The 25,832-nt window shown below is 37.8% G+C and carries 19 protein-coding genes; 13 read left to right on the top strand and 6 right to left on the bottom strand.

From position 1 onward, the window contains the following. Positions 1–68: 68 nt before the first annotated feature. The gene (locus I589_RS16450) at positions 69–3,884 is read left to right on the top strand and encodes a MucBP domain-containing protein (RefSeq protein ID WP_010766846.1); all 3,816 of its coding nucleotides are present in this window, start codon (positions 69–71) and stop codon (positions 3,882–3,884) included. Between the two features lie 309 nt (positions 3,885–4,193). Here the strand turns inward: I589_RS16450 and I589_RS16440 are convergent, their stop codons facing one another. Then, entirely contained in the window at positions 4,194–5,168 is a 975-nt protein-coding gene (locus I589_RS16440; RefSeq protein WP_425386983.1) for an acyltransferase family protein, read from the bottom strand. A 125-nt stretch (positions 5,169–5,293) separates the two neighbouring features. Between I589_RS16440 and I589_RS16435 the strand changes: the two genes are divergently transcribed. After that, a complete protein-coding gene (locus I589_RS16435) occupies positions 5,294–6,169 on the top strand; it encodes an alpha/beta hydrolase fold domain-containing protein (RefSeq protein ID WP_010766848.1) in 876 nt (291 codons plus the stop codon). A 322-nt stretch (positions 6,170–6,491) separates the two neighbouring features. Continuing rightward, positions 6,492–8,531: a penicillin-binding protein PBP4(5) gene (pbp4, locus tag I589_RS16430; protein ID WP_010766849.1), complete on the top strand. Its 2,040-nt coding sequence runs from the start codon at positions 6,492–6,494 to the stop codon at positions 8,529–8,531. A gap of 448 nt (positions 8,532–8,979) precedes the next feature. Here pbp4 and I589_RS16425 read toward each other — a convergent pair whose 3' ends face one another. Further along, positions 8,980–10,653: a helix-turn-helix domain-containing protein gene (locus I589_RS16425; RefSeq protein WP_010766850.1), complete on the bottom strand. Its 1,674-nt coding sequence runs from the start codon at positions 10,651–10,653 to the stop codon at positions 8,980–8,982. A gap of 191 nt (positions 10,654–10,844) precedes the next feature. Between I589_RS16425 and argF the strand changes: the two genes are divergently transcribed. The 10 genes from argF to I589_RS16375 all read left to right on the top strand — a co-directional run bounded on the left by argF (position 10,845) and on the right by I589_RS16375 (position 21,006). Next, the gene (gene argF, locus I589_RS16420) at positions 10,845–11,783 is read left to right on the top strand and encodes an ornithine carbamoyltransferase (protein ID WP_010766851.1); all 939 of its coding nucleotides are present in this window, start codon (positions 10,845–10,847) and stop codon (positions 11,781–11,783) included. 15 nt (positions 11,784–11,798) lie between these two features. After that, entirely contained in the window at positions 11,799–12,740 is a 942-nt protein-coding gene (gene arcC, locus I589_RS16415) for a carbamate kinase (protein ID WP_010766852.1), read from the top strand. Continuing rightward, on the top strand, positions 12,740–14,251 hold the full coding sequence (locus I589_RS16410; RefSeq protein WP_010766853.1) for a YfcC family protein: 1,512 nt from the start codon (positions 12,740–12,742) through the stop codon (positions 14,249–14,251). The genes arcC and I589_RS16410 overlap by 1 nt, the downstream gene beginning before the upstream one ends. A gap of 42 nt (positions 14,252–14,293) precedes the next feature. After that, positions 14,294–15,148 carry a dimethylarginine dimethylaminohydrolase family protein gene (locus tag I589_RS16405; RefSeq protein WP_010766854.1) on the top strand — a complete coding sequence of 285 codons (855 nt, stop codon included), beginning with the start codon at positions 14,294–14,296 and terminating at the stop codon, positions 15,146–15,148. 64 nt (positions 15,149–15,212) lie between these two features. After that, positions 15,213–16,199 (top strand): NAD(P)-dependent oxidoreductase, encoded by a 987-nt coding sequence (locus I589_RS16400; RefSeq protein ID WP_034685552.1) that lies wholly within the window; start codon positions 15,213–15,215, stop codon positions 16,197–16,199. 290 nt (positions 16,200–16,489) lie between these two features. Next, complete coding sequence (locus tag I589_RS16395) at positions 16,490–16,906, top strand: DUF2177 family protein (RefSeq protein ID WP_010766856.1); 417 nt, start codon at positions 16,490–16,492, stop codon at positions 16,904–16,906. Then, positions 16,903–18,678, top strand: coding sequence for a DAK2 domain-containing protein (locus I589_RS16390; RefSeq protein WP_010766857.1), 1,776 nt, complete (start codon positions 16,903–16,905; stop codon positions 18,676–18,678). Before I589_RS16395 ends, I589_RS16390 begins: the two co-directional genes overlap by 4 nt. Next, on the top strand, positions 18,675–19,448 hold the full coding sequence (locus tag I589_RS16385; RefSeq protein ID WP_010766858.1) for a DUF1295 domain-containing protein: 774 nt from the start codon (positions 18,675–18,677) through the stop codon (positions 19,446–19,448). The genes I589_RS16390 and I589_RS16385 overlap by 4 nt, the downstream gene beginning before the upstream one ends. 246 nt (positions 19,449–19,694) lie before the next feature. After that, on the top strand, positions 19,695–20,234 hold the full coding sequence (locus tag I589_RS16380; protein ID WP_010766859.1) for a TetR/AcrR family transcriptional regulator: 540 nt from the start codon (positions 19,695–19,697) through the stop codon (positions 20,232–20,234). A 28-nt stretch (positions 20,235–20,262) separates the two neighbouring features. Continuing rightward, a complete protein-coding gene (locus tag I589_RS16375) occupies positions 20,263–21,006 on the top strand; it encodes an alpha/beta hydrolase (protein WP_010766860.1) in 744 nt (247 codons plus the stop codon). A gap of 282 nt (positions 21,007–21,288) precedes the next feature. Here I589_RS16375 and I589_RS16370 read toward each other — a convergent pair whose 3' ends face one another. The 4 genes from I589_RS16370 to I589_RS16355 all read right to left on the bottom strand — a co-directional run bounded on the left by I589_RS16370 (position 21,289) and on the right by I589_RS16355 (position 25,829). Beyond that, complete coding sequence (locus tag I589_RS16370) at positions 21,289–22,533, bottom strand: glutamate-5-semialdehyde dehydrogenase (RefSeq protein ID WP_010766861.1); 1,245 nt, start codon at positions 22,531–22,533, stop codon at positions 21,289–21,291. After that, complete coding sequence (gene proB / locus I589_RS16365) at positions 22,533–23,336, bottom strand: glutamate 5-kinase (protein WP_010766862.1); 804 nt, start codon at positions 23,334–23,336, stop codon at positions 22,533–22,535. The genes I589_RS16370 and proB overlap by 1 nt, the downstream gene beginning before the upstream one ends. A gap of 61 nt (positions 23,337–23,397) precedes the next feature. After that, positions 23,398–24,642 carry a DUF1015 domain-containing protein gene (locus I589_RS16360; protein WP_010766863.1) on the bottom strand — a complete coding sequence of 415 codons (1,245 nt, stop codon included), beginning with the start codon at positions 24,640–24,642 and terminating at the stop codon, positions 23,398–23,400. After that, positions 24,642–25,829: a 3-phosphoglycerate dehydrogenase family protein gene (locus I589_RS16355; RefSeq protein WP_010766864.1), complete on the bottom strand. Its 1,188-nt coding sequence runs from the start codon at positions 25,827–25,829 to the stop codon at positions 24,642–24,644. The genes I589_RS16360 and I589_RS16355 overlap by 1 nt, the downstream gene beginning before the upstream one ends. Positions 25,830–25,832 lie beyond the last annotated feature (3 nt).

Here is a 25,832-nt window from a genome sequence, read left to right as displayed (position 1 = left end):
GGGATATTCTTTGTTTGTTGAAGGAGAGCTCGCTTTATACTTGAAATGAAGAATGGAAGGAAAGAAAAATGAAAATCAAAAAGAGAATAGTCTCCCTTATTCTAGTAGGTATTCTATTGGGTCAATCAATTGGTGCACCGGTGCTCGCACTGGCGGATCAAGTAGAAGAGACACCAAGCGTGCAAAGTGAAGAACAAGTTGAGATACCTACACAAAATGTGGAGAGCGTGACGGAATTTTCTATAGAAGAAGTAGCAACATCTACGGAGCTTTCTTCGATGATTGAAGAGCCAACTGTTCAATTTAAGACGGTTGAGGAAGAGCGTAATGAGGAGGCACAGACGGAAAGTAGTTTACCAAAAGAAGAGGAAGATGTTAAATCGAATTCAAGAAATGCTCAGATTGCACTTGGAATCGAATATAATTCTTCGTTTGCGGGCTCTGCTTACTTTTCAGGAAATACATATATGAGTGGAGAACGGGCAAATTTCAAAACTGCCTTAAGCTATTCACAAGATACAGGAGGCTCACAAGAAGTTTATACTAAGCCTTATATCCGTTACGTGTTAAAGAAATCAGCGTTTCAGAATGTGGCGGTAGGGAATTGGCCACTGGTAGGAAATGCTGGGATTTCAGATAAGCGAATGTCAGATAATCCGAATAATTCTGAGGAAATTTTTGTTGATATTGAACTAACAACATTTGCACCAGGAAGTAGCATAAGTCTTCCTTTTTATTTGGATACGAACAAGAGTACATTTAGAGATAATGAAATATTTACGGTAAAACAGGAACTTCATACAAGTGATGGCACTTTACTCAAAGAAAGTGAAATTACGGGAATTGCCAAAACAAATCCATTTGAATTTATTCAACAACTTTCCGCACCAGATTTCTATGAGAATCAAACCAATGAGCTAGGTGAACTGGATGATTCTGCAAAAGAAATCAAGCTATTAACTCAAATGAAGTTTAATGGAAAGCAGATAAAAGCACAAATTGGTATTGAAAATCGACTGCATCATTGGGAATTAATTGTACCAGAAGGTGTGAACATTGTATCTGCTGACTGGGGGGGTCAAATCGTAGGGAATAAAGTGATTTGGGAGAAAACGCCAGAAGAAATAGCAAACACATTTACGGGGAATTTCTATTATCAACCAAAAGTAATGGTAAACTACGAAGGTGCAAAAAATAATGATACTTTTCATTTTGATGCTACCTTTTCTTATGTGAATGATGATCAAACATTAGACTTAAAAAATACGTTTCCATTTGATCAAAAAATTAGTATAAAACCTACACCTACTATGGCAACAAGTGTTTATGTAAAAGCTGGTGTAGTGTACAATGGAACGTATAGAGAGGGTAGTGTTATACTAACTGATCAAGTCTATGATTTTGATTATCGAGTAATGCTTAGTCCTAGAGCAGGTAACTCAGCTACTGAGGACTATACCGTGGCAACAGAATTGGATTCTGTCTCTTATGATACAACGACAAAACACGGAAGTTTAAAAAGCTTAAAAATTACTTTGAATCATGGGTCCCAGTTATTAATCGCAGAAGAAATTCCTAAATATTCTCAAAATATTGTTTATGGGATTGATGCAAATGGAAATCGTACCCAAATCTATGAAGATTTACCAGCAGATGTAGAGACGCCTATAACTATTCAATCAGATAAATTTATTAATTATGAAGTGAAATTTAAGACACCAGTGAAATTTTTAAATAGGGACGTTTTTGAAAAATCAGTAACAATTGAATTTACTTTTGATGTTCCTGAAGAGATAAGTAATGACCTCTATGAGAGGGTAGGACAGCTGGCACCAAATAAAAGCATAGGATACTTCAATGGAAATATAAAAAGTACAATGATCTTGTTAGATGGTAGTGAGAGAAAAAGTAGTGGTACTGCTGTCAATTATTTTTCATATTTAGGAAATACAGTAGAGAAGCGTTCATCAAGTATTAGTTCTACAGAAGCTTACACAGGGTCAACGGTACAGCTTACTGAAGAATTCAGTTTCAGTAATTGGATGGGAACATTTGAAGCAATGGATGGGCAAACGTATAAACAAGCAAAAGGCCTTTATCAAGTATATCTGTTGCCAACTGGACTAGAAGCAAAGACTCGAAACAATGTTACTCCTGATCAAATTATTGAGAACTATCAAGGATCAGGGAAAAATGCCTATTTCTTTAACGTGCCAGATCTTTCAAATACATTTACGACAGTAAAATTACAAATCTATATCAATCACAATGCGGCATTAACGACTCATAAAATTGATAGCTTTTTTTACTGGAGTGAACAAGACTATTTCGTTGGAAAAGCCAATGCAAATGCCAGTATTGAATTGAATCAATTTCCAGAAATCCCAGGAAGTACACCAGAGGATTCTTTACTGTATACAGAATATCAGTTACAAGTAGAGAATGCAGAAGCGTTGACTACCTATAAATTAGTGAAGGAAAAAGGAGCAGATACACCATATCTTTCTACGACAGATATTGTTCCAGGAGCAACTGTTACATATCAAATTATTATTTCAAATTCAACCAGTTCCAATTTTGATTATATTGAAAGTATTGATGTCTTGCCTTATGTAGGGGATCATCGTTTAAATAATACCAATGAGTTGAGAAATTCAGAGTTTTCTGTGGTGCTAGATGGACCGGTAAGTGGACCTAAAGGGTATGAAGTTTTTTATTCTGTGGAGAATCAACAAGCGACTTATATAGAAGATTTTGCTTCAAGCTGGTTGACAGAAACGGAAGCTACTCAAGTAGGTTTTGATAAAATCAAAAAAATTAAAATAAAATCTTCTTCGAATACAGTGCTAAGTGCAAACAGTCAAATCGTATTTGAGTATGATGGGAAAATACCAACAGAAGTAGGAATTGGCAAATTAGCAAATAATTCTGTAGGTACACGTAGATCAAGTACAGAAGAACCAGTAGAATCAGCTGATAATCAGATAAAAATTATTAAAGATACATCAAAAGTAACAGTAACGGCAACGCCAGAAGATGAAAATGGCGACCCAATACCAGGGTATCCATCTGTAGAGTATCCAGGGAAACCAGGAGATGAGCTAGAAATTACCCCACCAAGCATACCAGGGTATGAACTAGTAACCAAACCAGAGGAGTTACCAACGACTCATCCAAATGTAGATACGGAAGTACCATTGGAATACGTGAAAGTTACACCAATCAAAGTAACGTACAAAGATGAAGCTGGAAATGAGCTACAAGTATCAACAGAAATGAGCAAAAGAGTCAATACAGCGTATGAAACAGATGCGCCAGCGACAATTATTGTTGACGGAAAAACCTATGTATTAACAGCAACACCAGATAACGCACAAGGAACAGTTGGTTACGATGCAATAGAAGTAAACTACGTTTATGTACTAAAAGAGATTCCAGAAAATACTGGAATGGTTATCGTACGCTATGTGAATCAAGATGGAGATACTTTAACAAAAGAAGAGCGCTTATTTGGGAAATTAGGGGAAGTTTACAAGACAACTGCAAAACTTATCCCAGGCTATGTTCTTGTTGCAACACCGATGAATCAATCAGGCGTATTTACAGAGGATACGATAGAAGTCGTCTATGTATACGAAAAAGCTGTGACAATTTTACCTGATGAACAGACACCGACAGATACAATTGATAAAGGAAAGCCACTAGATTTACAAAAACCGGTAAATAATAATTCACAGGGGGCAATTTCTTATATTCCTGTGAAAAAATATAGCGCTCTTCCAAAAACAAATTCAGAATCAGACATTGAATTAACGCTCATTGGTTTGTTTATCGTAAGTGGATTAGGCATACTGTTTATCAATCAGCGAAAACAAAAAAGATAAAATATTTTACATGAAATACAGGAAAATGTGTAAATAAATTTGATTCTTTATCAAAAAAATGAACCATAGAAGTTAATGTAGAACAGAAGCCTTCAACTTCAGCATGTTCCATGCCTAGAAGTTGATGAGAGCGAAACGCAGTGGAGATTAGTTCCTTCTCTTTTGCAGAAAAGATAGCTACCATTTTTAGCAAGACTGATTAAGAAAAAAGCATAAAAAAAAACAGGAACATCCTGACAGACTCTTCGTTAGAGAAAATTTCTCACAAAGTGTCTGCATGAGGGTTCCTGTTTTTTTGCATCTAGTTGATTAATGTTCTTTTTTTGGTGGCATAATCGTAGTAATAATCTTTGCTAAGAGTTTTCGAACGACCGTAACCACTGTTTGCTTAGACAGTATATGCGTGGTTAGCAAAGAAGCGATGAGAAGTAATCCAAAATGAAGCCATGGATTTTGAATCCATTGAGCAAAATAAAGAACAGGCCCAATGAAATAAATATGAAGGAGATACACAGATAAGGTATTTGCTCCCCATGGGGTATAAAAATGCATTCTTTTTTTTGCTAGTGAAAGAAAAACAAAGACAAACCCGAAGCCTATAAGATATTCAATGACATCAAGGAGAATGTTTTGATAAAGTGGCAGCTGGAAAAAGCTAAAAGGTCGATCGCCCCATAATATTTCAGGAGGAAAGTCTAACAATGTCCATGAGACTGCCAGCACCGCACCTAAGAGAATAATTCCCCAGCTAATTATTTTTCGCCACTTGAATTGACGAATTTTTTCTACGGAGGAGTCATTTAGAAAATAGCCGGCTAAAAAATAAGGAGTAAAGCTGAGTGTGCGGGCGAGTGCCATAAAGGTTCCAAACTCTGTAACAAATCCAGCAAGAATCCCTGCAATTAGACTAAGAATGAAGATGTGCCGTAGACGAATCAAATCTGGCAAAAGTAACCGCCAAATGAACATCGTATAAAAATACCATAGCGTCCATCCCGGATTTAAAATAGTAAACGAATCAATGTTCCCTGTTAGCAACAGTCCGATACTGAGTAGACTGTTTAGTAAAAGAAAAGGCACAAGAAAATTGGTGACGGCCGTTTTCCGCCCTTTATTTAAATTTTTTGAGAAATAACCTGAGATGAAGACAAAAACAGGCATGTGAAAAAGATAAATAAATGTATAGAGTGTTTCTATCACTGGATTATCGAGTCGAAAATATTCAAGTGCGTGGCCAAAAACCACTAAAAAAATTAAGATTCCTTTTATATTATCGAATAAAATACTTCGGTTAGCTGTGTGAGAAATCGGAGCTCCCTCCTTTATACTAGGTAGTGGCAGTGTAACACATTTTTGTAGAGTGTGGATAGCTTTCCATGATATAGTTAGAGAAAAGAACGGAGGAGCCTATGCGATATTCAGCAAATTTTGTAAAGCAAGTCTTTAAAGTTGTCCGTATGAAAAAGTTGGTGGGCAAAGCGATGGTCTCCCCACCCAAGCGTCGAAATATTACAAAGAAACAATTGGAGAAAACAGATATACATATTGTTTACCAAACGTTTGGAACACGAGAGTTGTTGACCTTGGTACCAGAAGCACCTACTCAAAAGCATGTTTTTTATTTACATGGAGGGGGCTATTCATTAGAAGCCTCACCCTTTCATAAAAATATTCAGGAGCGTTTTGCTAAAACCTTTAATCTCAAAGTGAGCTATTTTGATTATCCTTTAGCACCAGAAAACACGGCAAAAACAACCCTGAAAACAACAGAAGAAGCCTTTGAACACTTGCAGGCGTTGTATCCTGATGATATTTTTTATTTATTTGGTGATTCAGCAGGAGGGGGCTTGGCAATGGCGTTGGCACAACGTTTAAGAGATTTGGATATTCAGCGGCGCCCGAAGAGAATTGCTCTGGTTTCTCCATGGTTGGATATTTCGGTGAGTGACCCTCGCTCAAACAGCTTACAGGAAGAGGATGTTCTTCTTGAAAAAGAATTACTGGTTGAAGCTGGAAAAAATTACGCGGGAGAATGGGCAGTTGATGATCCAAGAGTTTCTCCTCTTTATGGCAGTTTTGATTTTCTTGGCTATCTTTTAGTGATTGCAGGTACAGCAGAAATTTTATATCCAGATGTTCTTCGTCTACAGCAGAAAGTCCAGCAATCAACAGGAACCAATTTACAGACAACAATTGTTCCAGAGATGATGCATGATTTTGTGGTCTATCCGCTAAAAGAATCGCTGCAATACGTCGATCAGATAGGGATGTTTTTTCAGGCGTAATTATACGAAGCTGTCTAGGTAGGTGGAATAGACTGGAAGTGGCTTCAAGAAATAAGCTGTTTCTGTTTTCACCATTTATAAGGTTTTAAGAGGCGCTTGGGACATAAGCCAGAACTCAGCTTTTTTACTATCGTAAGAATATCCGTGAATTTGCAAGTTAAGAAATGATTATTTTAAGAGGATTCGTCTTTTCAAAGTACATTAAATTTTATACACTGTTGATAGAAATAAAGGTCACAATTTGAGGAGATAGGATAGAAAGTGGGTTCAATTTTTCTATCGCAAGAAATGGCGGAAGTCGTTTCGGAAAAAAGAGGGACTTATGGAAAGAAAATCAGTTAAACGTAGACAAAAACGTTCAAAAATGCCTTTGATTATTGGCGGTGCTGCAGTGATTCTTCTTGCAACAGGCGGGGGCATCGGGTATTGGATGTATCAGAAAAACCAAGAGGAAAAAGCAAGTCAACAAGTCGTTAAGCAGTTTACTCAAGCGATTGAAAAGCAAGAATTTGATAAGGTGGAAACTCTGTTATCTAAAGATACAAAAAAGATGAGTGGTTATACAGCAAGTGAAGTTGTAAAAAAATACCAAACCGTTTTTTCTGGTATTTCGGCACAATCACTAAAGGTATCTTCTGTGGCAACGAAAAAGACGAATGATACCTATCAATTTACCTATCAACTACAGCTGACTACACCTTTAGGGGAGATGGCTAAACAAAGCTACACGGGTAAGCTGGTGAAAGAAAAGGACGCTTATAAAGTCCAATGGCAACCAAATTTAATTTTTCCAGAAATGGAAAAAGAGGACAAAGTAAGCTATACCTTAAACGAGGCGGTTCGAGGTGAAATTACAGATAGAAATAATAATAAATTAGCACAAAATGCTCGGTTAAATCAGGTAGGTGTTGTACCCAGTGCGTTAGGTGAAGGAGAAGAGAAAGAAAAAAAAATTCAGGCAATTGCCAAAACCTTCTCCTTATCAGAAGAAGAGATTACACAAGCACTGAACCAGTCTTGGGTGCAGCCAGATTATTTTGTTCCACTGAAAATACTAGATACTCGTCCAGAAACCATTCCTGATGGAGCCACTCTTCAAGAGGTAACAGCTAGGTATTACCCACTAAAAGAAGCGGCTTCGCATTTGATTGGCTATGTGGGGACAATAACAGCAGAAGATTTAGAAAAAAATCCTGAGCTGAGTGCGAACGGAACCATTGGGCGTTCAGGGCTGGAAATGGCATTGGATAAAGAGCTTCGTGGACAAAATGGCGGAAAAATCTCAATTACTTCAAAAGAGGATAAAGAAAAGAATGTTCTACAAGAGGTAGAGAAAAAAGATGGTAAAACGATTCAATTAACTATCGATAGCCAAGTTCAGCAGCTTGCTTTTGATGAATTAGCAAATGATAAAGGGGCAAATGTTGTCACGTTGCCAAAAACAGGGGAACTTTTGGCTGTTACGAGTTCACCCAGCTTTGATCCGAATGCGATGACAAATGGTATTTCTCAAAAGGCTTATGATGCGTATCAAAATGATGAAAATCTTCCGTTTATTAGCCGCTTTGCAACTGGCTATGCGCCAGGTTCTACATTCAAAGCAATTACTGCAGGAATTGGGTTAGATAGCCAGACTCTGGATCCTGGAAAAGAAGTCGCCATTGATGGATTAAAGTGGCAAAAAGATGCTTCTTGGGGCGATTATTTTGTTACACGAGTGACAGATACATCTCCTGTTAATTTGAGAAGTGCGCTAGTAAATTCGGATAATATTTATATGGCGCAAGAGACATTACGTATGGGGGAAAAGACCTTTAGATCAGGGCTGGATAAATTTATTTTTGGTGAAGAGCTAAATCTTCCTATTGCAATGACCCCTGCACAAATTTCCAATGAAGAGTCTTTTCAATCTGAAATTTTATTAGCTGATACGGGCTACGGACAAGGGGAGCTGTTAATAAATCCAATTCAGCAAAGTGCGATGTATTCAGTCTTTGCAAACAAAGGAACCCTTGTTTATCCTAAACTGTTGATGGATACAGAAACAAAAACAAAAGATGGCGTTCTAAAAGAAGCGAGTGTGAATCAAATTGTGGATGATCTGCAAGCCGTTGTTTCCGAAACAAATGGTACGGCACATTCACTTAGTTCACTTGGCATTTCTCTAGCTGCAAAAACAGGAACAGCAGAGATAAAAACAAAGCAAGATACAAAAGGACAGGAAAACAGTTTTCTGATGGCCTTTAATCCTGAAACTGCAGGGTATATGTTTGTCAGCCTGTTAGAAGACCGAAAAGAAAATGATTCAACAACCAGCCGTTCAGGAGAGATACTTGCATACTTGGATGAGCATTATCGTTAAGATGAAACATAGGAGGGTAGGCTATAACTGTCTAGGTTATAGCCTACCCTCCTAAAAATATGAATAAAGGTTGGGAACGGAAGGAACTCATCTCCACTGAGTTTCGCTCTCATCAACTTCTACGCATGAGACATGCTAGAGTTGAAGGCTTCACAGATAAGTCGAAAGTTCCTCTCTACATCTATATCCTCCAGAAGTAGAGAGGTATCTATTCGGTGCCAAAGATTTGAGGAACACCCGGAATCAGTCAACATCGAAAGGTGATCTTTGGTGTTGACTGTCATCTTCGTGAATCACCTCAAATAAAAAAGAGAAGCCAAGAGGAACGAGACATTTTTTAAGAGAACGCAGATTTTTTTGTGAAGTGTTGAACTTTAGAGAAAATGGATGTCTACGTATGAGACACATGTATCACCTTTTGAAAATATGGTACTCATTTGGTAGAAACTCATACGAGATCGAAAAATTTTTGGCAGCTAGCACCGTCCATCATTTGATACAGTTTTAATGCGATGTGGATATTCATTAAATGATCTGTATTTTTTAAGTCTATCTTTAACAGCTCTTCAATCCGTTTTAAACGGGCACGCAGGGTATTTTTGTGAATGTAGAGAATTTTACTCGTGGAGATGTGCGAAAAATTCGTTTCAAAAAAAGTTTCCAACGTTTTATAAAGTTGAGAGTGTTGCTTGGCATCATTTGCTAAAATAGGTGCAAGGTAATCTGACAGCATTTGCTGCACGTAGAGTGTATTTAGTTGTCCTTGATCGTTAGCAAACATTTTTAGAATGCCCAGATTTTGATAATATTGGATTCGTTGGCTACTCGTATTTGACCGGATAAAATGAAGCGCTTGTTGGGCTTCTTTCCATCCAGTATGTAACTGCCAGTATGGATTTAAATCACTGATTCCAAGAGCCCATGAAGCTTTTTCGTTGTAGCTATCCAGATAATCTACTAGTTGATTCAAAAACAAATCCGTTTGCTTAAAAGATTCTGCTAACAAAAACACGAGGTAATCTTTGCGGGAGAAGACGAGAATATTATCATTCATAAAGCTCTGCTGTTTCAAATTATTTCTAAAAGCAATATAGCGGTCATTTCTTTCGATGGTAAGTGAAGAATCATCCTCATTTAAATTTTTGACTAGAAGGACACGATAATTTTTTTCCAGATGAACACCTAAAGTGACACTCAGCTGTTTTCGCTCCTCATCATTTGGCGTATCCATGCGTATTAACTCTTCTAAAATAAGATTTTGATAGTGACTATTTGCTTTTTGAAATTCAGTATAAAATGCTTTTTTTAACAGGTAAATCGATTGAAAGCTTTCAAGCTTTGCTAAAAGATCCAATGGAAGAGAATCGACAGAGGCAGGCTGTTTCACAACTAAATAGTTAACGAGCTGCTGATTTTGATAAACGGGTAATAAAAAAAGTCTTAATTGGGTGTTTGGCCAAGTACTTCGTTGTTCAATGAACCCATCTTTTCGCCGACCTTCTGGGGTGACCGCTATCGTCTGCCAGTTGCGAGGAGTATGGCTAATCAAATCTGTTACATAATCAGACCAGTCAAAATCGTTGGAATAATCTAAGATTCTAAATTGTTCATCAGTAATGGCTAAAGAAAGCCCGGTCATATGATGTAAAGTTGTACACAAATCGTGAAAAGAGTGTTGATTGGAAAGCGAGTGAATCATTGCCTGATGAAAACGTTCGGTTTCTTTCAAGACAGTGGTTTGATGGCGTATGATTAAGCTTTGAATAGGAGCAGTGATGTCACTCCAGCTATATCTGTCTTCCACGATTAGAACGGGAATGTTCGCTTGTTGCAGTGCATTGACTAAATCAGGAGTAATATTTTTTTTGAATTTTTTCTTTGTAATAATACCAGCCGCATTCCGATTGCCCAACTTTTCAATAAAGCTTCGGTTGAAGTGAGTATCCATATAAAACCCCATAATCAGCAATTCATCTTCTTTTAACCACTCATCAATAGTCGGCAAATCCATAATGGTCACAACGCCGACAGATTTTTTTAAGCTTACTGGTGTACTAATGATATCAGCAGTCTGAAATTCTTTTAATTTTAACAAATCTTTTATCGTCACAGTTGTTGCCATACCTCATCCCTTCTTTCAAATAAAATGTCAATTGTTCAAACACACAAAGTAAGCGCTTTCTAAATGTTGTTTTGTACTATCTATTTTACTAGAACCTTTTACTAAAATAAAGGTGTCAAAAAGAAATAAAAGTCAAATAATGAACTATTTGTCTGGGAATTTCTTAAAAAATAGAAAGAAGGAGTGGCGACATGCGCAATCGATTTAAAGGAAAAGATTACCTAGCATTCAAAGATATGGATAGAGAGGAATTGGAATTTATTACAGATTTATCGTTGGATTTTAAAAAGAAGTTTGCTTCTAGAGAGCCGCACGAATACTGTAAAGGGCAAGTTTGGGCAGGGTTATTTGAAAAAAATAGCACACGGACACGCAATGCGTTAGAGCGTGCAGCTGCAGATTTAGGAATAAAATTGGTTTATTTGCGTCCAGATGAGATGCAGATGACTAGAGGAGAGCCGTTAAAGGACACTTGTCGAATATTAGATCGCTATTTTGATGGATTATTTATCAGAACATTTGGTCATGAAATTGTTGAAGAATGTGCAAGTTGGATGCAAAATCCTGTAATTAACGGATTAACTTCCTTGGAACATCCAACACAAGGAATTGCAGACATGATGACGATAAAAGAAAAATTTGGAAAGTATGAAGGCTTAAAGATGTGTTATTCAGGCAATCTATACAACGTGGCATACACAACGATGATTTTCTGCGCCACTTTGGGGATAGACTTATCTATTGCCTGTCCGGCTAATCTGAAACCAGAGGCAGAGATTGTTGCAGAAGTAGAAAAACGAGCAGCGGTTAGCGGTGCAAAAATTGTATTTACTCAAGATTTTGATGAAGCATTAAAGGATGCGGATATTGTTTATGGGATGTCACAATACAGTATGGGTCAATCCGACGAAGAGGTGGCGTATTTAAAAGAAGCCTTTAAGCCTTATCAGATTACGATGGAAGCAATGAGAAAAGCGAAGCCAACAGCTATATTTATGCATTGCTTACCTGCTCATCGAGGGGAAGAAGTGACAGATGAAGTGATGGAGTGCGCTCAGTCAGTTATTTTTGATGAAGGAGAAAATCGTATGCATTCGATTAAAGCAATTATCGCTGCTGTAGCAAATTAGTTGGAGGATAAAATAATGGCAAAAATTGTAATCGCCCTTGGTGGAAACGCCTTGGGAAACAATGTTATTGAGCAAAAATCAGCTATCAATCAAGTAGTTCCCGTATTAATTGATCTCATTTCTGATGGAAATGAGATCGTGGTGAGTCATGGAAACGGCCCGCAAGTTGGTATGATTAACCTCGCATTTACCGAATACTTTGAACGTCATCAAAGCGAGGATACGCTCCCCTTTCCAGAGTGCAATGCAATGAGTGAGGGCTATATTGGCTACCATTTGCAAAGTGCATTATCAAATGAATGTCAAAGACGAGCGATAGAAAAACGAGCGGTTACGGTGATTACACAAGTAGAGGTGAGTAAGAAAGATCCGGCATTTACAACTCCTTCAAAACCCATTGGAGCTTTTTATACGAAGGAAGAAGCGGAGGTAATCAGTGCGCGAGATCATTATGTGATGAAAGAGGATGCAGGAAGAGGCTATCGGCGGGTAGTTCCTTCTCCTTACCCGCAAGATATTCTAGAAAAAAAGGCAATCTGTCAATTAGTTGATGCAGGACATATTGTTATTGCCTGTGGGGGTGGAGGTGTTCCTGTAGTGAAAGAAGAGTCTGGATATGAAGGGGTTGCGGCTGTCATTGATAAAGACTTTGCTAGTGCGCGATTAGCCGAACTAATTGGGGCAGATATGCTAGTAATTTTAACGACGGTTCCACAAGTATTTATCGATTTTGGAAAGCCGACACAAAAAGGCTTAGGACGAATTACACCAAAAGAAATCACCGAATATCAAAAGCTTGGTCAATTTAGTGCAGGATCAATGCTTCCAAAAGTAAAAGCTGCTGTCAGTTTTGTGGAAGCCAAAAAAGGAAATCGTGGAATCATCACCTCGTTTGATTCCTTAACAGATGCGTTGAAGGGGGTTGCCGGAACGGTTATAGAAAGTGAGGGATTTTGATGGAAATACAACAAACGCCAAAGAGAAAATTCAAATCACCAAACACATATGTCATTATCTTTTTCGTACTGATTTTAGTTGCTATCATGACATGGTTTATTCCCGGCGGACAATATCAACTGGATGAAGCAGGACGAAACGTTGCGGGTACCTATTCGCGAGTAGCTGCTAATCGTCAAGGATTATGGGACGTTATAATGGCGCCAATTATTGGCATGGTAGGAAACGATCAAGTTTCTGGCGCAATTACTATTTCTTTAAATGTGATGCTTTTTGGCAGCTTTTTAGAAATGATGGATACTGTCGGTGCGATTAATATCGCTTTAAAAGGGGTCGCAAAAAAATATCAAACCAACTACACCGTCTTGATTACTGTGTTGACATTTATTATGGGAATTTTTGGAACAGTTCAGGGTGCGTATGAAGAAGGTTTTGTTTATCTATTAATGTTTTTACCGATTATTTTATCCCTAGGCTTAGATACTATCGTCGCATTGATGATTGTTATCTTCGGTACTCAAGCAGGATGTGCAGCATCAATTGTGAATCCATTTTCGACAGGGATTGCTTCTGGTATTGCAGGAATTAGTCCAGGGGAAGGAATTATTTTTAGAGCACTGACGTTTGTTATTTTAGTAGGCTTCTGTTCATTTATGATTTGTCAGTATGCAAAAAAAGTGAAAAAAAATCCTAAGAATTCATTACAGTATTTCCGCTATCAGCAAGACTTAGAAGAATTTGCTAGTACTGATGGGGATGAAGAAAAGCTATCCGCTCGTCAGAGAAAAGTCTTTATCATATTTGTGATGACTTTCTTAATTATGATTGTCTCATTAGTTCCTTGGAAGTCATTAAATGCGAATTTTACTATTTTTGAAACAATGACAAATTGGTTGAACAATAATGTGGTTACAGGCTCTATTTTTGGAAATGATTTGATTCCTCTGGGAGACTGGTATTTTAATGAAATCAACGGTTTATTAATCGTGATGACCATCATTTCAGGCTTTATCATGGGCTACTCCATTGATAAAACAATCAATATCTTAATTAAGGGAGCAGCAGGTCTCGTTTCGACTGCGTTCATTGTTCCTCTAGCGCGTGGGATTCAGGTACTGATGACTAAGGGAAATATAACGGCTACCGTATTAAATAGCTGTGAAAAAACATTAGGCAGTTTACCAACAATTCTCTTTGTCATTATTTGCTTTATTGTTTATATCGTTTTAGCAACATTTATACCAAGTTCGACAGGATTAGCTGCAGCTACGATGTCAATTATGGCTCCTCTAGCTGTGTTTGCAGGGATTCAAGAATCTTCAATGGTTGTTATTTATAATTTTGCATTGGGCTTAGTAAAAATGTTTGCACCGACTTCAATCATTGTCATGACGTGTACGCAAGCTGTTCACGTAGATTATGGCTCCTGGCTGAAGGCCTCCTGGAAGTATATTTCGTTGTTTTTTGTTGCCTGTGTGGCATTGTTATTACTAAATGTTCTTGTATTTTAGCTATGTCAAAAAAAGTTGAAAAATCAAAGGAGAGCGTAAAAAATGAGTGAAAAAATCTTTGTCAGTAATGCAACAAATGAATTGAAAGAAGTGATTGTCTGTTCACCAAAGTATTATGTTTTCAATGCAATCAATGAAATTACCAAGTCCTGGATGGAAAAAGGGGAGACGGAGCACAATGAACAAATGGTTTCAGAATGGGAAACATTAGTTCAAGCCTATCGCGATAATGGGGTAGTTGTGCATGAAGTAGAAGCGAAAAAACAACTGCAGGTTCAGACATTTGCAAGAGACTTTGGTTGTATGGTGAAAGAAGGCGCCATTATAGGAAAATTTCGTCATCCTGCTCGTCAAAAAGAAACAGAATTGTATGAAGAAAAATTAAAAGAGCTAGGAGTCCCAATTGTAGCAAGAGTGAATGCAGGATGTATGGAGGGTGGCGATTTTTGGATGCTAGATGAACATACATTAGCATTTGGACTAGTTGACCGAACCGACGAAGCGGGACTTCATAATTTACGCGAGCAGTTAGCCAAATTTGGCTATACAGTAGTAGGCGTGCCTGTAGCTCCTGCAAATTTACATTTAGATATGGTCTTTAATATTGTAGCTCCTGGAATCTGTATCGCAGCGACGGACGAGCTGCCCCACAACTTTATTCAAATGTTAAAACGTCGAAACTTCAAAATCATTCATGTACCAAGTGAATTAGTCTTTAAACATGGGTGTAACGTACAAGCTTTGGGAAATGGAAAAGTATTAGGAATTGAGAACAATCAGAGCGTCAATGAAGCGATGGAAGCAGAAGGACTAGAAGTCATTAAGTTGCCTTTAGAGCAAATTTTAAAAGCAGGTGGAGGACCGCACTGTATGACTTATCCTGTTCGTCGTGCCTAGGTGAAGACAAGTAGGTGGATTTTCTTTGGCACTATTCTCAGTGCTGTGGTTAGGGGGAGAAACGATGAAAATAGTAATTACAGATTATAAGGATTCGATGATGCCAACACATGATTACGAAAAAGAAATTTTAATTAATGGGCTAGGTTCATGTGAGGTAGTTATTTATGAATATCAGGATGAGAAACGAGAAGAATTTTATGAAATAATCAAGGATGCAGATGCAATATTGACAGCTTTTACAAAAATTGATAAAGAAGCGATGGATCACGCACCCAATCTGAAAGTCATATCAATGAATGCTACAGGATTTGACAATGTAGATTTAGAAGAGGCTAACAAGCGTGGGATTGGTGTTTGTCCAGTTGGAGAGTACTGTACAATTGATGTTGCTGAATTTACCATAGCGATATTACTAACTTTGGTCAAAAATATTAAAATTTATACACAGGATGTAGAGCAAAAACATCAGTGGCGGTATGATGTGGGGATTGCCAATAAACGAATTGAGGATATGGTTCTTGGCATTTTCGGTTTTGGTAAGATTGGAAAAGCAGTTGGAAGACGTGCCCGAGCTTTGGGAATGACGGTTATTGCTTGTGATCCATTTATTCATCAAGAAAGCGGGAAAGAATGGTCGATTGAGATGGTTGGTGCGGAGGAAATCTATGCAAAGGCAGATATTATCACAAATAATATGAATGCGAATGAAACAAACACCGATTTTTTCCACTTTGAAAATTTCCGAAAGATGCGTAAACAACCGTATTTTATTAATATGGGACGGGGTTCCTGTGTAGTAGAAAGTGATTTAATCACAGCATTAGATAATGGCTATCTAAAAGGGGTAGGATTAGATGTTTTAAGGGATGAAACACCAGATTTGGCTAGCCATCCTTTAATTGGACGAGACAATGTGATTGTGACACCTCATGCTGCGTTTTATACGCAGTCATCCATAGATGAGCTGCAAAAATTATCTACTGAAAATATTGTTTACTATCTTCGAGGCGAAAAACAAAAAGTATTTAAGCTAGTGAGCAACAGCTAAATACACCAGAGAAATTAATCATTATGATAAATGTAACTTTGATAATAAGAGTAGTATAGCTATTACAAATACTTGCTTTGGCTAGAGAGAGAGCTCCCAAAAAGTTAGATTTTTAGTCTAACTTTTGAAGAGTGCTTCAGGAATCTAATTAGCCAAAGCAATTTTTTTGTGAACAAGATGTTGTATAAAAATAACAACAGTATTTTATAAAATTTATGAGCAGAATAGTTTATCTTGAAGTTTTTTCTATGGTAGACTCCACTTATCAAGTGATAAGGAGAGAGGATAAAATGACACAATTCGTAAAGCTTTTCATTATGAGCGCAGGTGTGTTCTTGGTCTTTGACCTGTTTTGGCTACTCGTTATTTCTAAGAAAATGTATCAACAGTTTATCGGACATTTGATGGGAGAGACGCGAATGGGTCCTGCGCTGCTTTTTTATTTTCTCTATATAGTGGGTGTCGTATTTTTTGTTTTATTGCCTGGAATCGAAAAAAACAGTCTGTCAACGATTCTTTTTTCAGGTGCTTTATTTGGCCTGATTTGTTACGGAACTTACGATTTGACGAATCTAGCAACGTTAAAAGGCTGGCCTGTTTGGATGACCGTGATTGATTTATGCTGGGGGACGTTTGTTACAGCAAGTACAGCAGGAATCGTGTATACAATCAACGCAGTTTTCTTTGAAGGAGTGAGTAGAAGATGACAGCAGAGATAGAAAGTCAACGGTTATTGCAAAGCTTTTTGAGTGGCGCAAAAGGAGTGATAGACAAAAGAGAAGAGCTGAATCGAATCAATGTTTTCCCTGTAGCAGATAATGACACAGGAAACAATTTAGCTTCTCTCATGCAGTCAATTGTGGATCATGTGGAAATGAGTACAACAATTGAAACGCTGCTAAATGAAGTGGCAGAGGCAGCATTATCGGGCGCACGAGGCAATTCCGGTATTATTTTTGCGCAGTATTTTCATGCTGTAGCTGATGAATACAGTCAGGCTGAAAAGAGTGCATTTGGCTTTGTTCTTTCATTGAAAAAAGCTGTTTCAAAGGCATATGAAGCACTTTTGGAGCCAAAAGAGGGAACGATTTTGACCGTTATGCGAACATGGGCGGATGCTTTATTCCAAGAGTTTGAAAGTAAAAAAGAGCTTTCTGAGTCCTTTTTATTTGCCCAAAAAGAAGCAAAGCAAGCAGTGAAGGAAACGGAATTTCAGTTGACACTTTTAAGAAAAAATCGATTGGTAGATTCAGGTGCACAAGGTTTTTATTATTTTATTTCACATTTTACTGCAAGCTATTGTAACGAATTTACGATTCTTGAGGAACGGACTACGGTAAAATTTTCAGAGCCAACCTTTCATGGAATCATTGAAACAACCAGTCCTGAATTTCGCTATTGTACAGAATTTATTCTTAGGCAACCAACCATAACCAAAGAAGAACTGCGTACTCGTCTACAGTCACTTGGGGATTCACTAATTATTGCCGGAAATCAGAAGAAACTAAAGGTTCACATTCACACCAATCGACCAAAAGAAGTTATGGAAATAACGACAAGCTATGGAAGTCTCGGCAATCAAAAAGTGGATGATATGCAGCTGCAATACACGATTTCACAAAATAGAAAGTACCCAATTGCGATTGTTACAGATTCTGTTGCAGATGTCCCTCAAAGTTATCTACTTGAGGAACAGGTACATGTATTACCGATGAACATCTTAGTGAATAATCAAAGCTTCCTTGATAAATTGACGATTGATGCTCAGCAGCTGACAAAGCAGATTATAGAAGAAGAGCAAGTGAGTACCGCTCAACCGTCAATGAACTCAGTTGATGCGCTGCTTTCATATTTGGAGGATAAGTATGAGCAGGTTCTAGTAATCACAGTGTCAGCAAAATTAAGCGGGACGAATCAACTGATAACACAGAGAATTCAAGCAGGAAAATTTCCAAGTCATCGAATCAAAGTGATTGATTCAAAAGTGAATTCAGTTGCGCAAGGACTGATTATCCAAAAAGCAGTAGCAGCTCTTAAAGAAAATCTTCCTTTTGAAGCAGTCATTGAAACGGTTGAGCAGGCAATTCAACGGACGTTTATTTATGTTTCAGTAGCAGATTTAACCCCTATGATACGTTCGGGGAGAATTCCAAATAGGCTGGGAAGAATAGCGAAAAAACTTACGCTTTTTCCTCTTGTTAGCCTTGATGGGACTGGAAAAGGAAAACTCATTGGAAGTTCATTTAGTCAGTCTCAAAGTGTAAAAAAGATGAGTAAAAAAATCAGCAAGTGGACAAAGACAAATAAAATTGAAGCGCTGGCAATTACACATGTGGCAAATTCAGAGGGCGCGTATGAGCTAAACGAGCAGTTAGGTGCTTGTGCTAATTATATCGTTGAAAGCTCTTCGGCAATAGCAATCAGTGCAGGAGCAGGCAGTATCGCTGTAGCTGTTATGAAGAAGGAGGACAAAAAATGATTTATAGTATCGTTGCAGCTAGTCTGCTTGTTTATTTTCTCGTCTGGTTTTTTATCGCGAGAATTAAGGAAAATTTTTCTTTAGTAGATATTGCCTGGGGACTTGGGTTTGTGGTTGTTGCTTGGGTGAGTTATTTAGTGACAATTGGTCAAACACGACAAACTATTGTGATTTTAGTATTAGTGACGTTTTGGGGGATTCGTTTATTTTGGCATTTATCAAGACGAAACTGGAATAAACCTGAAGACTATCGGTATGTAAATATGCGAAAACGGTGGGGAACGACATTTGTGGGGATAAAATCTTTTCTCAATGTATTTGTTCTTCAAGGTGTTCTTCTTTACATCATTTCACTGCCGATTATGCATAGCTTTGCGAATCAGAATACATCGTTTCATTGGTGGCAATATCTTGGAGTAGGTGTATGGCTCTTTGGCTTCTTCTTTGAAACTATCGGTGATTTTCAATTAGAACAATTTAAAAAAGAGTCTGCAAATAAAGGAAAACTCCTAACGTCTGGACTATGGTCTTTGACACGACATCCAAACTACTTTGGGGAGAGTATTTGTTGGTGGGGAATCTTTTTGATTTCTTATACGACCGTTTCAGACGTCTGGTTAGTCATTAGTCCTGCATTGATTACGTTGCTCTTATTGTTTGTTTCTGGTGTTCCTTTACTAGAAAAAAAATATAAAGACCGAGAAGATTTTCAGCAATATGCAAAAAAGACAGCAAAATTTTTCCCTTTAATTGGCAAGAAAGGATTATAAAAAATTAGGAGGAATCTGGGTTAGAACAAACGACTCAGCTTCTTCTTTCCTTTACTCTTAAAATTGAGAAAAGCTTCTACAAAATAAAGTACCTGTTACGATTGTCTCGAGTAACTGCATCAAAGAAGAGTTGTGATGGTAAAAGTGCTTTAATCATTTAGTATTCCTATGTTATGATTACTATCGATTCAATCAAGTGTTGGATGAGTATTATGAACTGACTTTAAAACAGTGAGGATGAACGATATGTATGAAGAAATTTTAGATGTGGCTGAAAAACTATTTATGACTAAAGGCTATCAAGCGACATCTACCAGACAGATTACAGAAATTCTTGGCGTGAGTCAGCCAACCATTTATTATCATTTTAAGAATAAAGAAGAGATTTATTATCACGTGATGCTCCGTTTGTCAGAGGATGTAAGAATAAACTTAGGTTCAATTAGCGAGAATCAAGAGAAAACGCTTGAAGAAAAACTTGTCTCTATGACTGAATTTTTAAAAGCTAAGCACCCATTTAATTTATTCCTGATGCTACATGATATTCAGCATACGTTGTCACCTGCACTTTCTGAAAAACTATATGTTTTATGGGAAGCGTCTTATAAACAACCATTCATAACTCTATTTTCTAAACACAACAGTCAGCTGCGAAAGGAAATGAACCTCGAATTTGTTGTTCGCTACTTATTCATGCTTATTGCTTCTTACTTGGAAAAAGGAGAGCAGGAATATGAATTACAAGAAAGTATAGATTTATTTTTACATGGCGTAATAAAGGATTAACATCTAAAAAATTTTCAGGAGTGGACACATGCAAAAAGCAAGACAAAAGAAATCTTTAGCAAAAAAAATTGGGCTTGGCTTCCTTATTCTTATTACTGTTCTAATTGTTGGTTCAGGTATTTATCTCAAAGTAAACACCTATCAAGCGACAGAAAAAGCACTAACCGTTAGTCAAAAAGCAAAAGAAGAACCAGGCTATACGCTATATGCGGGGAATAAAAAACAAACGACGGGTATTGTTTTTTATCCAGGAGCTTTGGTTGCACCTGAAAGCTATAGCTTGTGGGCATCTCAAGTAGCTAAAGCTGGCTACGATGTCTATGTGCTGCATGTTCCTCTAAACCTAGCTGTTCTTTCCCCAAATGCTGCCAGTAAAGTGATGGAGCAGCACCCTGACGAGAAATTTATTTTAGCAGGACATTCTTTAGGAGGCGTAATGGCTAGTCGATATGCAGCCCAAAATTCCAGCCAAATATCAGGTATGATCTTTCTAGCAAGTTATCCAGATGAAAAAGGTTCTTTGAAGGAAAGCGGGCTACCTGTTTTATCGATTACAGCAACAAATGACGGTGTCTTAAATTGGAAAACCTATGACGAAGCAAAACAATATTTACCAGAAGCGACAGAATATTTGTCTATAGAAGGTGGGAACCATGCGGGATTTGGAAGTTATGGCAATCAAAAAGGGGACAATCAGGCAACGATTGATAATGGACAACAGCAAGAAGAACTAGGGAAAGCGATTATTGGCTGGTTGCAAAAAGCTCGGTAAGTTTAAACGTTTTTAGGAAGAAGAAATCTGGAGAATCATGACTAGCAGGATTTTTTTTATAAGAGCAAGGTTTTGGTAGAAAAAAAGACCTATTTAAGTTAACTAAAAGAGAGAATTGAAGGTCAAGAATAATACGCCGCCAACGATTGTGTTTTATCAATCGTTGGCGGCGTATCTTTTTTTTCAGTAGTGTAAAACGAAGAGGAGATGAGTCTGGGATATAAGTGTAATTGTTATATTCAACTCTCCTAAAAGTACATAAAAGCAGCACTTTACCCAATCTTACGCTCGAATCTGTCCTTCTCCGTAGATGATGTATTTAGTTGAGGTCAGTTCTTCAAGTCCCATAGGTCCACGAGCATGCAGCTTTTGGGTAGAGATACCAATTTCCGCTCCGAATCCAAACACAAAACCATCTGTAAATCGGGTAGAAGCATTTACGTAAACAGCTGCGGCATCTACTTCCTGTAAAAATTTTTGAGAAGCGAAGTAATTATCTGTGATAATGGCTTCAGAATGCTTCGTATTATAGCGATTGATGTGAGCAATGGCTTCTTCAATGGAAGAAACGACTTTCACGGCTAAAATGTAGTCCAAAAACTCAGTTTCCCAGTCTTCTTCGGTAGCAGGAATAGCTTCAGTAAGGAATGCACATGCTCGTTGGTCGCCGCGAAGCTGTACCTGTTTGTCAAGCAGTGCTTTTTCTATGAAAGGGAGAAACTGCGAAGCGACTTCTTCATGAATCAGCAGTGTTTCTGCAGCATTACAAACCGACGGACGTGAAGCTTTTGCATTGACTACAATATCAACGGCCATCTGTAGCTGGGCATCCTTGTCCACATAGATGTGGTTGTTTCCTGTGCCTGTTTCAATAACTGGAACCGTTGCGTTCTCCTTCACTCGCCGAATCAATCCAGCTCCTCCGCGCGGAATAAGCACATCTAAGTAATCTGTTAAACGCATCATCTGATTTGCTACTTCATGAGAGGTATCGCTGACAAATTGAATGGCATTCACGGGTCCATGATGTTCTTTTAAAGCATTTTGTAGAATATCAACTAAAAGCTGATTGGATTGAAAAGCTTCTTTTCCACCCCGTAAAATCACGGCATTTCCTGTTTTAAAGCAGAGACTTGCCGCATCTGTGGTCACATTTGGACGTGATTCATAGATAATGCCAATTACGCCTAACGGTACTTTTTGTCGGCCAATCATCAGTCCATCTTCATTTTTCCACATTTTTTCTACTTCACCAATTGGATCAGCTAATTGAATGACTTGGCGGATTCCGTCTGCCATATCAGTAATTCGTTCTTTCGTTAAACGCAAACGATCCTGCATGGTTTCACTGATTCCATTTTCAACAGCATTTTCCAAATCTAACGCATTTGCTTTTAATAGACGAGTCGTATTTTTTTCTAGTGCAATGGCCATTTCATTCAATAAATGATTTTTTTCTTGGGTAGATAATAACCCAAGAGTGTGGGCACTATCTTTTGCTTGTTTTCCTAGCTGTTGTAAGTCCATTAGGGTTCCTCCTTAAATAAGGTACCAATCGTTTTTCCTGACAAAATATCAAAAATAATTTTCGGCTGTTTTCCATTGGCTAAGACCATCATACTGTGATTATTCAAGATGCGTTTTGCGGCTTTCAGCTTACTTTGCATCCCTCCTGTACCAAAAGATGAGCCTGAACCTCCAGCCTGCTGCATCAATTGCTCATCAATCGTCGAAATTTGTGAATATAATTTTGCTTGTTTATTAACTAATGGATTATCAGAATAAAAGCCGTCAATATCTGAAAGCATGAGTAATACATCGGCTTGTACAAGCTGAGCGACAATAGCAGATAGCTGATCATTGTCGCCAAACTTGGTTAGGTGATCTAGCTCGTCGACTGCCACGGTGTCATTTTCATTAACAATCGGGATAATGTTCATTTTTAACAGCTGTTCTAAAGTGTTGGTTACATTTAATCGACTGGTTGGAAATTCGATGACGTCACGTGTCATTAATATTTGTCCAGTAAGTTGGCTATAGGTAGAAAAACGTTGTGTATAGATGTTCATAAGCTCCGCTTGTCCCACCGCAGCCACTGCCTGTTGCTCTCTAATCGTTTCAGGGCGCATGCTAAGGCCCATTTTGTTTAATCCTACACCGATAGCACCCGAGGAAACCAAGATGACTTCTTTTCCCTGATTTCTTAAGTCAGTAAGAACAAAAGCTAATTGATCAATCGCAGCTAGATTAATATTCCCATTTGGATAAATCAATGTACTGGTGCCAACTTTAATGACAATTCGATTGGCTTGTTGTAATTGTTTTCGCATAGATACACCTCTTTATACAGAAAAGAAACTGGGATAAATGATGTACCCAGCTCTCAATTTATTATTTTTTGTTACTTTCTAAGTCGTGTAAAAAAAGTCCACTTAATAGCTTTGGTTCAAACCAAGTTGATTTTGGCGGCATAATCTGTCCTGCATCTGCTACAGAAAGTAAGTCATCCATTGTAGTTGGAAAGACAGAAAAAGCTAGCGTCCATTCACCACTGTCCACTAAATTTTCCAACTCGCCCATTCCACGAATACCACCAACAAAGTCAATTCGTTGATCATTTCGAATGTCCGTGATTGAAAAAATAGATTCAAAGACTATTTTTTGTAAAAGAGAAACATCCAGCTGTTCAACAGGATCATTTGGAATAAGTGCTTCTTTTACAAAAAGAGCATACCATTCCCCTTTGAGATACAGGCCAAACGTTTTCGCTTTAGCAGGTTTTCCTTCCTCTACTTTTTTTATAATAAATGATTTCTCTAATTGTTGGAAGAAGTTTTCAGGAATTGGGACCTTTAATACACGGTTATAATCGAGTATTTCTAAATCTTCTTTTGGAAAAATAACAGATAAAAAGAAGTTGAAGGCAGCGTCCTTACCAGCTTCAGGAAATTCTTCATGTCTTTTTTGTCCAACTTTTACCGCAGATTCTGTGCGATGATGACCGTCAGCAATATATAAAGCTGGAACCTGTGTGTCAAAAGTTTGAGAAATAGTTTGAATGACTGCTGGGTCATCAATCCCCCATACTTGATGAGTGACATCATGGAAGCTAGTAAAGTGATAAAGTGGATGATGCTGTGCTTTCCACTGATCCATCAATGCTTGAATCGTGTCTTCTTTTCGATACGTCAAAAAAATCGGACTGGTATTTGCATCACAGGCATCGATGTGGTTGATGCGATCCACTTCTTTTTCAGGACGAGTATATTCATGTTTTTTTATTTTTCCTGCTTCATAGTCTTGAATAGATGTGCAGGCAACAATCCCTGTCTGACTTCTTCCATTCATCGTTAACTGATAAAGGTAGAGCATTGGGTGTTCTTCTTTTTGAAGCCAGCCTTTTTTTAGAAAAAGAGATAAATTTTCCGCTGCTTTTTGGTACACTCGTTTATCGTAAGCAGAAATGTCACTAGGCAGGTCAATTTCCGCTTTATCAATATGAAGATAAGAGTAAGGATTGTCTTTTGCCAGTGTCGCTGCTTCACTAGAATTTAATACATCGTAAGGAAGTGTCGCTATTTTTGAGACATATGTTTCATTAGGGCGGATGGCGTTAAATGGACGAACAACAACCATTAATAATGCACCCCTTCCTGATTTTTAATTGTACGTACATGGATGATTTTATCAGAATCTTGAATTTTTTCAGCAACAGACGCAATCTTTTTTTCATCGGTTTCCGCAATGTCAATGAGCGTATAGGCATAATCATCTCGGCTTTTATTAATCATTGTATCAATATTAATCCCTAAGTTGGCAATCCCTGAAGAAATGAGACCAAGCATGTTTGGAACATTCTTATGAATAATAGTAAATCGATAGGGAGAGTTAAAAGACATCTCTACTGTTGGAAAATTGACCGAACGCTTAATTTCTCCTGTTTCAAGGAATTTTTTCAAGGTTCGTGCAGCCATTTTTGCACAATTAATTTCTGCCTCTTCTGTAGATGCACCTAAGTGGGGCAAAACTAAGATGTTATCATTATGAAGCAAACGTTCATCAGCAAAATCAGTGACATAGCTTGCGATTTCTCCAGTGTTTACTGCTTCTAAAACAGCAGATGTATCTACTAGCTCTCCACGGGCAAAGTTTAAAAGAACGGCATTTTTTTTCATTTTCTGTAATTCTTGCGTACTTATTAAATGACGAGTCTCTTCATTTAATGGAATATGGATAGAAATGAAATCACAGTTTGCAAAAATTTCCTCTAACGAATTTGCGCGATTCACACGTCGTGAAATACTCCATGCAGTATCAACAGAAACAAAAGGATCGTACCCTGTGACCTCCATACCTAAACGATAGGCATCATTTGCAACCATGGCACCAATAGCGCCTAAGCCGACAACGCCCAGATGTTTACCTTCAAGCTCATGGCCGGCAAATTGTTTTTTGTTTGCCTCTGCTTGTTCTTCTACATCATCACCAGTAAGTGTTTGTACCCATTGAGCACCTTGAACAAGAGGGCGAACAGAAACCAAAAGACTCGCTAGTACAAGTTCCTTTACAGCATTTGCATTTGCACCGGGTGTGTTAAATACGACGATTCCTTTTTCTGCACATTCTTTTACAGGAATATTATTGGTTCCCGCACCTGCACGAGCAACAGCTAAAACTGAGGTTGGAAAGTCGTATGAATGTAAATTTTGGCTTCTCAGGATTATTCCTGCTGGGGTCTCTGTTTGATTCATAGTAAATGCATCTGATGGAAAACGATTTAAACCTTCAGGGGCAATTTCATTAAACGTTTTAATATCATACATGAT

This window comes from Enterococcus phoeniculicola ATCC BAA-412 (assembly GCF_000407505.1).
Lineage (GTDB): Bacteria > Bacillota > Bacilli > Lactobacillales > Enterococcaceae > Enterococcus_K > Enterococcus_K phoeniculicola.
This window is presented reverse-complemented; position numbering and strand designations above follow the sequence as displayed.

What these genes read in the sequence shown, in the direction of transcription:
- I589_RS16375 (WP_010766860.1), top strand. Translation starts at nt 20,263, where the DNA reads ATGCAAAAAGCAAGACAAAAGAAATCTTTAGCAAAAAAAATTGGGCTT.
- arcC (WP_010766852.1), top strand. Translation starts at nt 11,799, where the DNA reads ATGGCAAAAATTGTAATCGCCCTTGGTGGAAACGCCTTGGGAAACAAT.
- I589_RS16450 (WP_010766846.1), top strand. Translation starts at nt 69, where the DNA reads ATGAAAATCAAAAAGAGAATAGTCTCCCTTATTCTAGTAGGTATTCTA.
- I589_RS16395 (WP_010766856.1), top strand. Translation starts at nt 16,490, where the DNA reads ATGACACAATTCGTAAAGCTTTTCATTATGAGCGCAGGTGTGTTCTTG.
- I589_RS16435 (WP_010766848.1), top strand. Translation starts at nt 5,294, where the DNA reads ATGCGATATTCAGCAAATTTTGTAAAGCAAGTCTTTAAAGTTGTCCGT.
- pbp4 (WP_010766849.1), top strand. Translation starts at nt 6,492, where the DNA reads ATGGAAAGAAAATCAGTTAAACGTAGACAAAAACGTTCAAAAATGCCT.
- I589_RS16400 (WP_034685552.1), top strand. Translation starts at nt 15,213, where the DNA reads ATGAAAATAGTAATTACAGATTATAAGGATTCGATGATGCCAACACAT.
- I589_RS16380 (WP_010766859.1), top strand. Translation starts at nt 19,695, where the DNA reads ATGTATGAAGAAATTTTAGATGTGGCTGAAAAACTATTTATGACTAAA.
- proB (WP_010766862.1), bottom strand. Translation starts at nt 23,336, where the DNA reads ATGCGAAAACAATTACAACAAGCCAATCGAATTGTCATTAAAGTTGGC.
- I589_RS16405 (WP_010766854.1), top strand. Translation starts at nt 14,294, where the DNA reads ATGAGTGAAAAAATCTTTGTCAGTAATGCAACAAATGAATTGAAAGAA.
- I589_RS16390 (WP_010766857.1), top strand. Translation starts at nt 16,903, where the DNA reads ATGACAGCAGAGATAGAAAGTCAACGGTTATTGCAAAGCTTTTTGAGT.
- I589_RS16410 (WP_010766853.1), top strand. Translation starts at nt 12,740, where the DNA reads ATGGAAATACAACAAACGCCAAAGAGAAAATTCAAATCACCAAACACA.
- I589_RS16425 (WP_010766850.1), bottom strand. Translation starts at nt 10,653, where the DNA reads ATGGCAACAACTGTGACGATAAAAGATTTGTTAAAATTAAAAGAATTT.
- I589_RS16360 (WP_010766863.1), bottom strand. Translation starts at nt 24,642, where the DNA reads ATGGTTGTTGTTCGTCCATTTAACGCCATCCGCCCTAATGAAACATAT.
- I589_RS16355 (WP_010766864.1), bottom strand. Translation starts at nt 25,829, where the DNA reads ATGTATGATATTAAAACGTTTAATGAAATTGCCCCTGAAGGTTTAAAT.
- argF (WP_010766851.1), top strand. Translation starts at nt 10,845, where the DNA reads ATGCGCAATCGATTTAAAGGAAAAGATTACCTAGCATTCAAAGATATG.
- I589_RS16370 (WP_010766861.1), bottom strand. Translation starts at nt 22,533, where the DNA reads ATGGACTTACAACAGCTAGGAAAACAAGCAAAAGATAGTGCCCACACT.
- I589_RS16385 (WP_010766858.1), top strand. Translation starts at nt 18,675, where the DNA reads ATGATTTATAGTATCGTTGCAGCTAGTCTGCTTGTTTATTTTCTCGTC.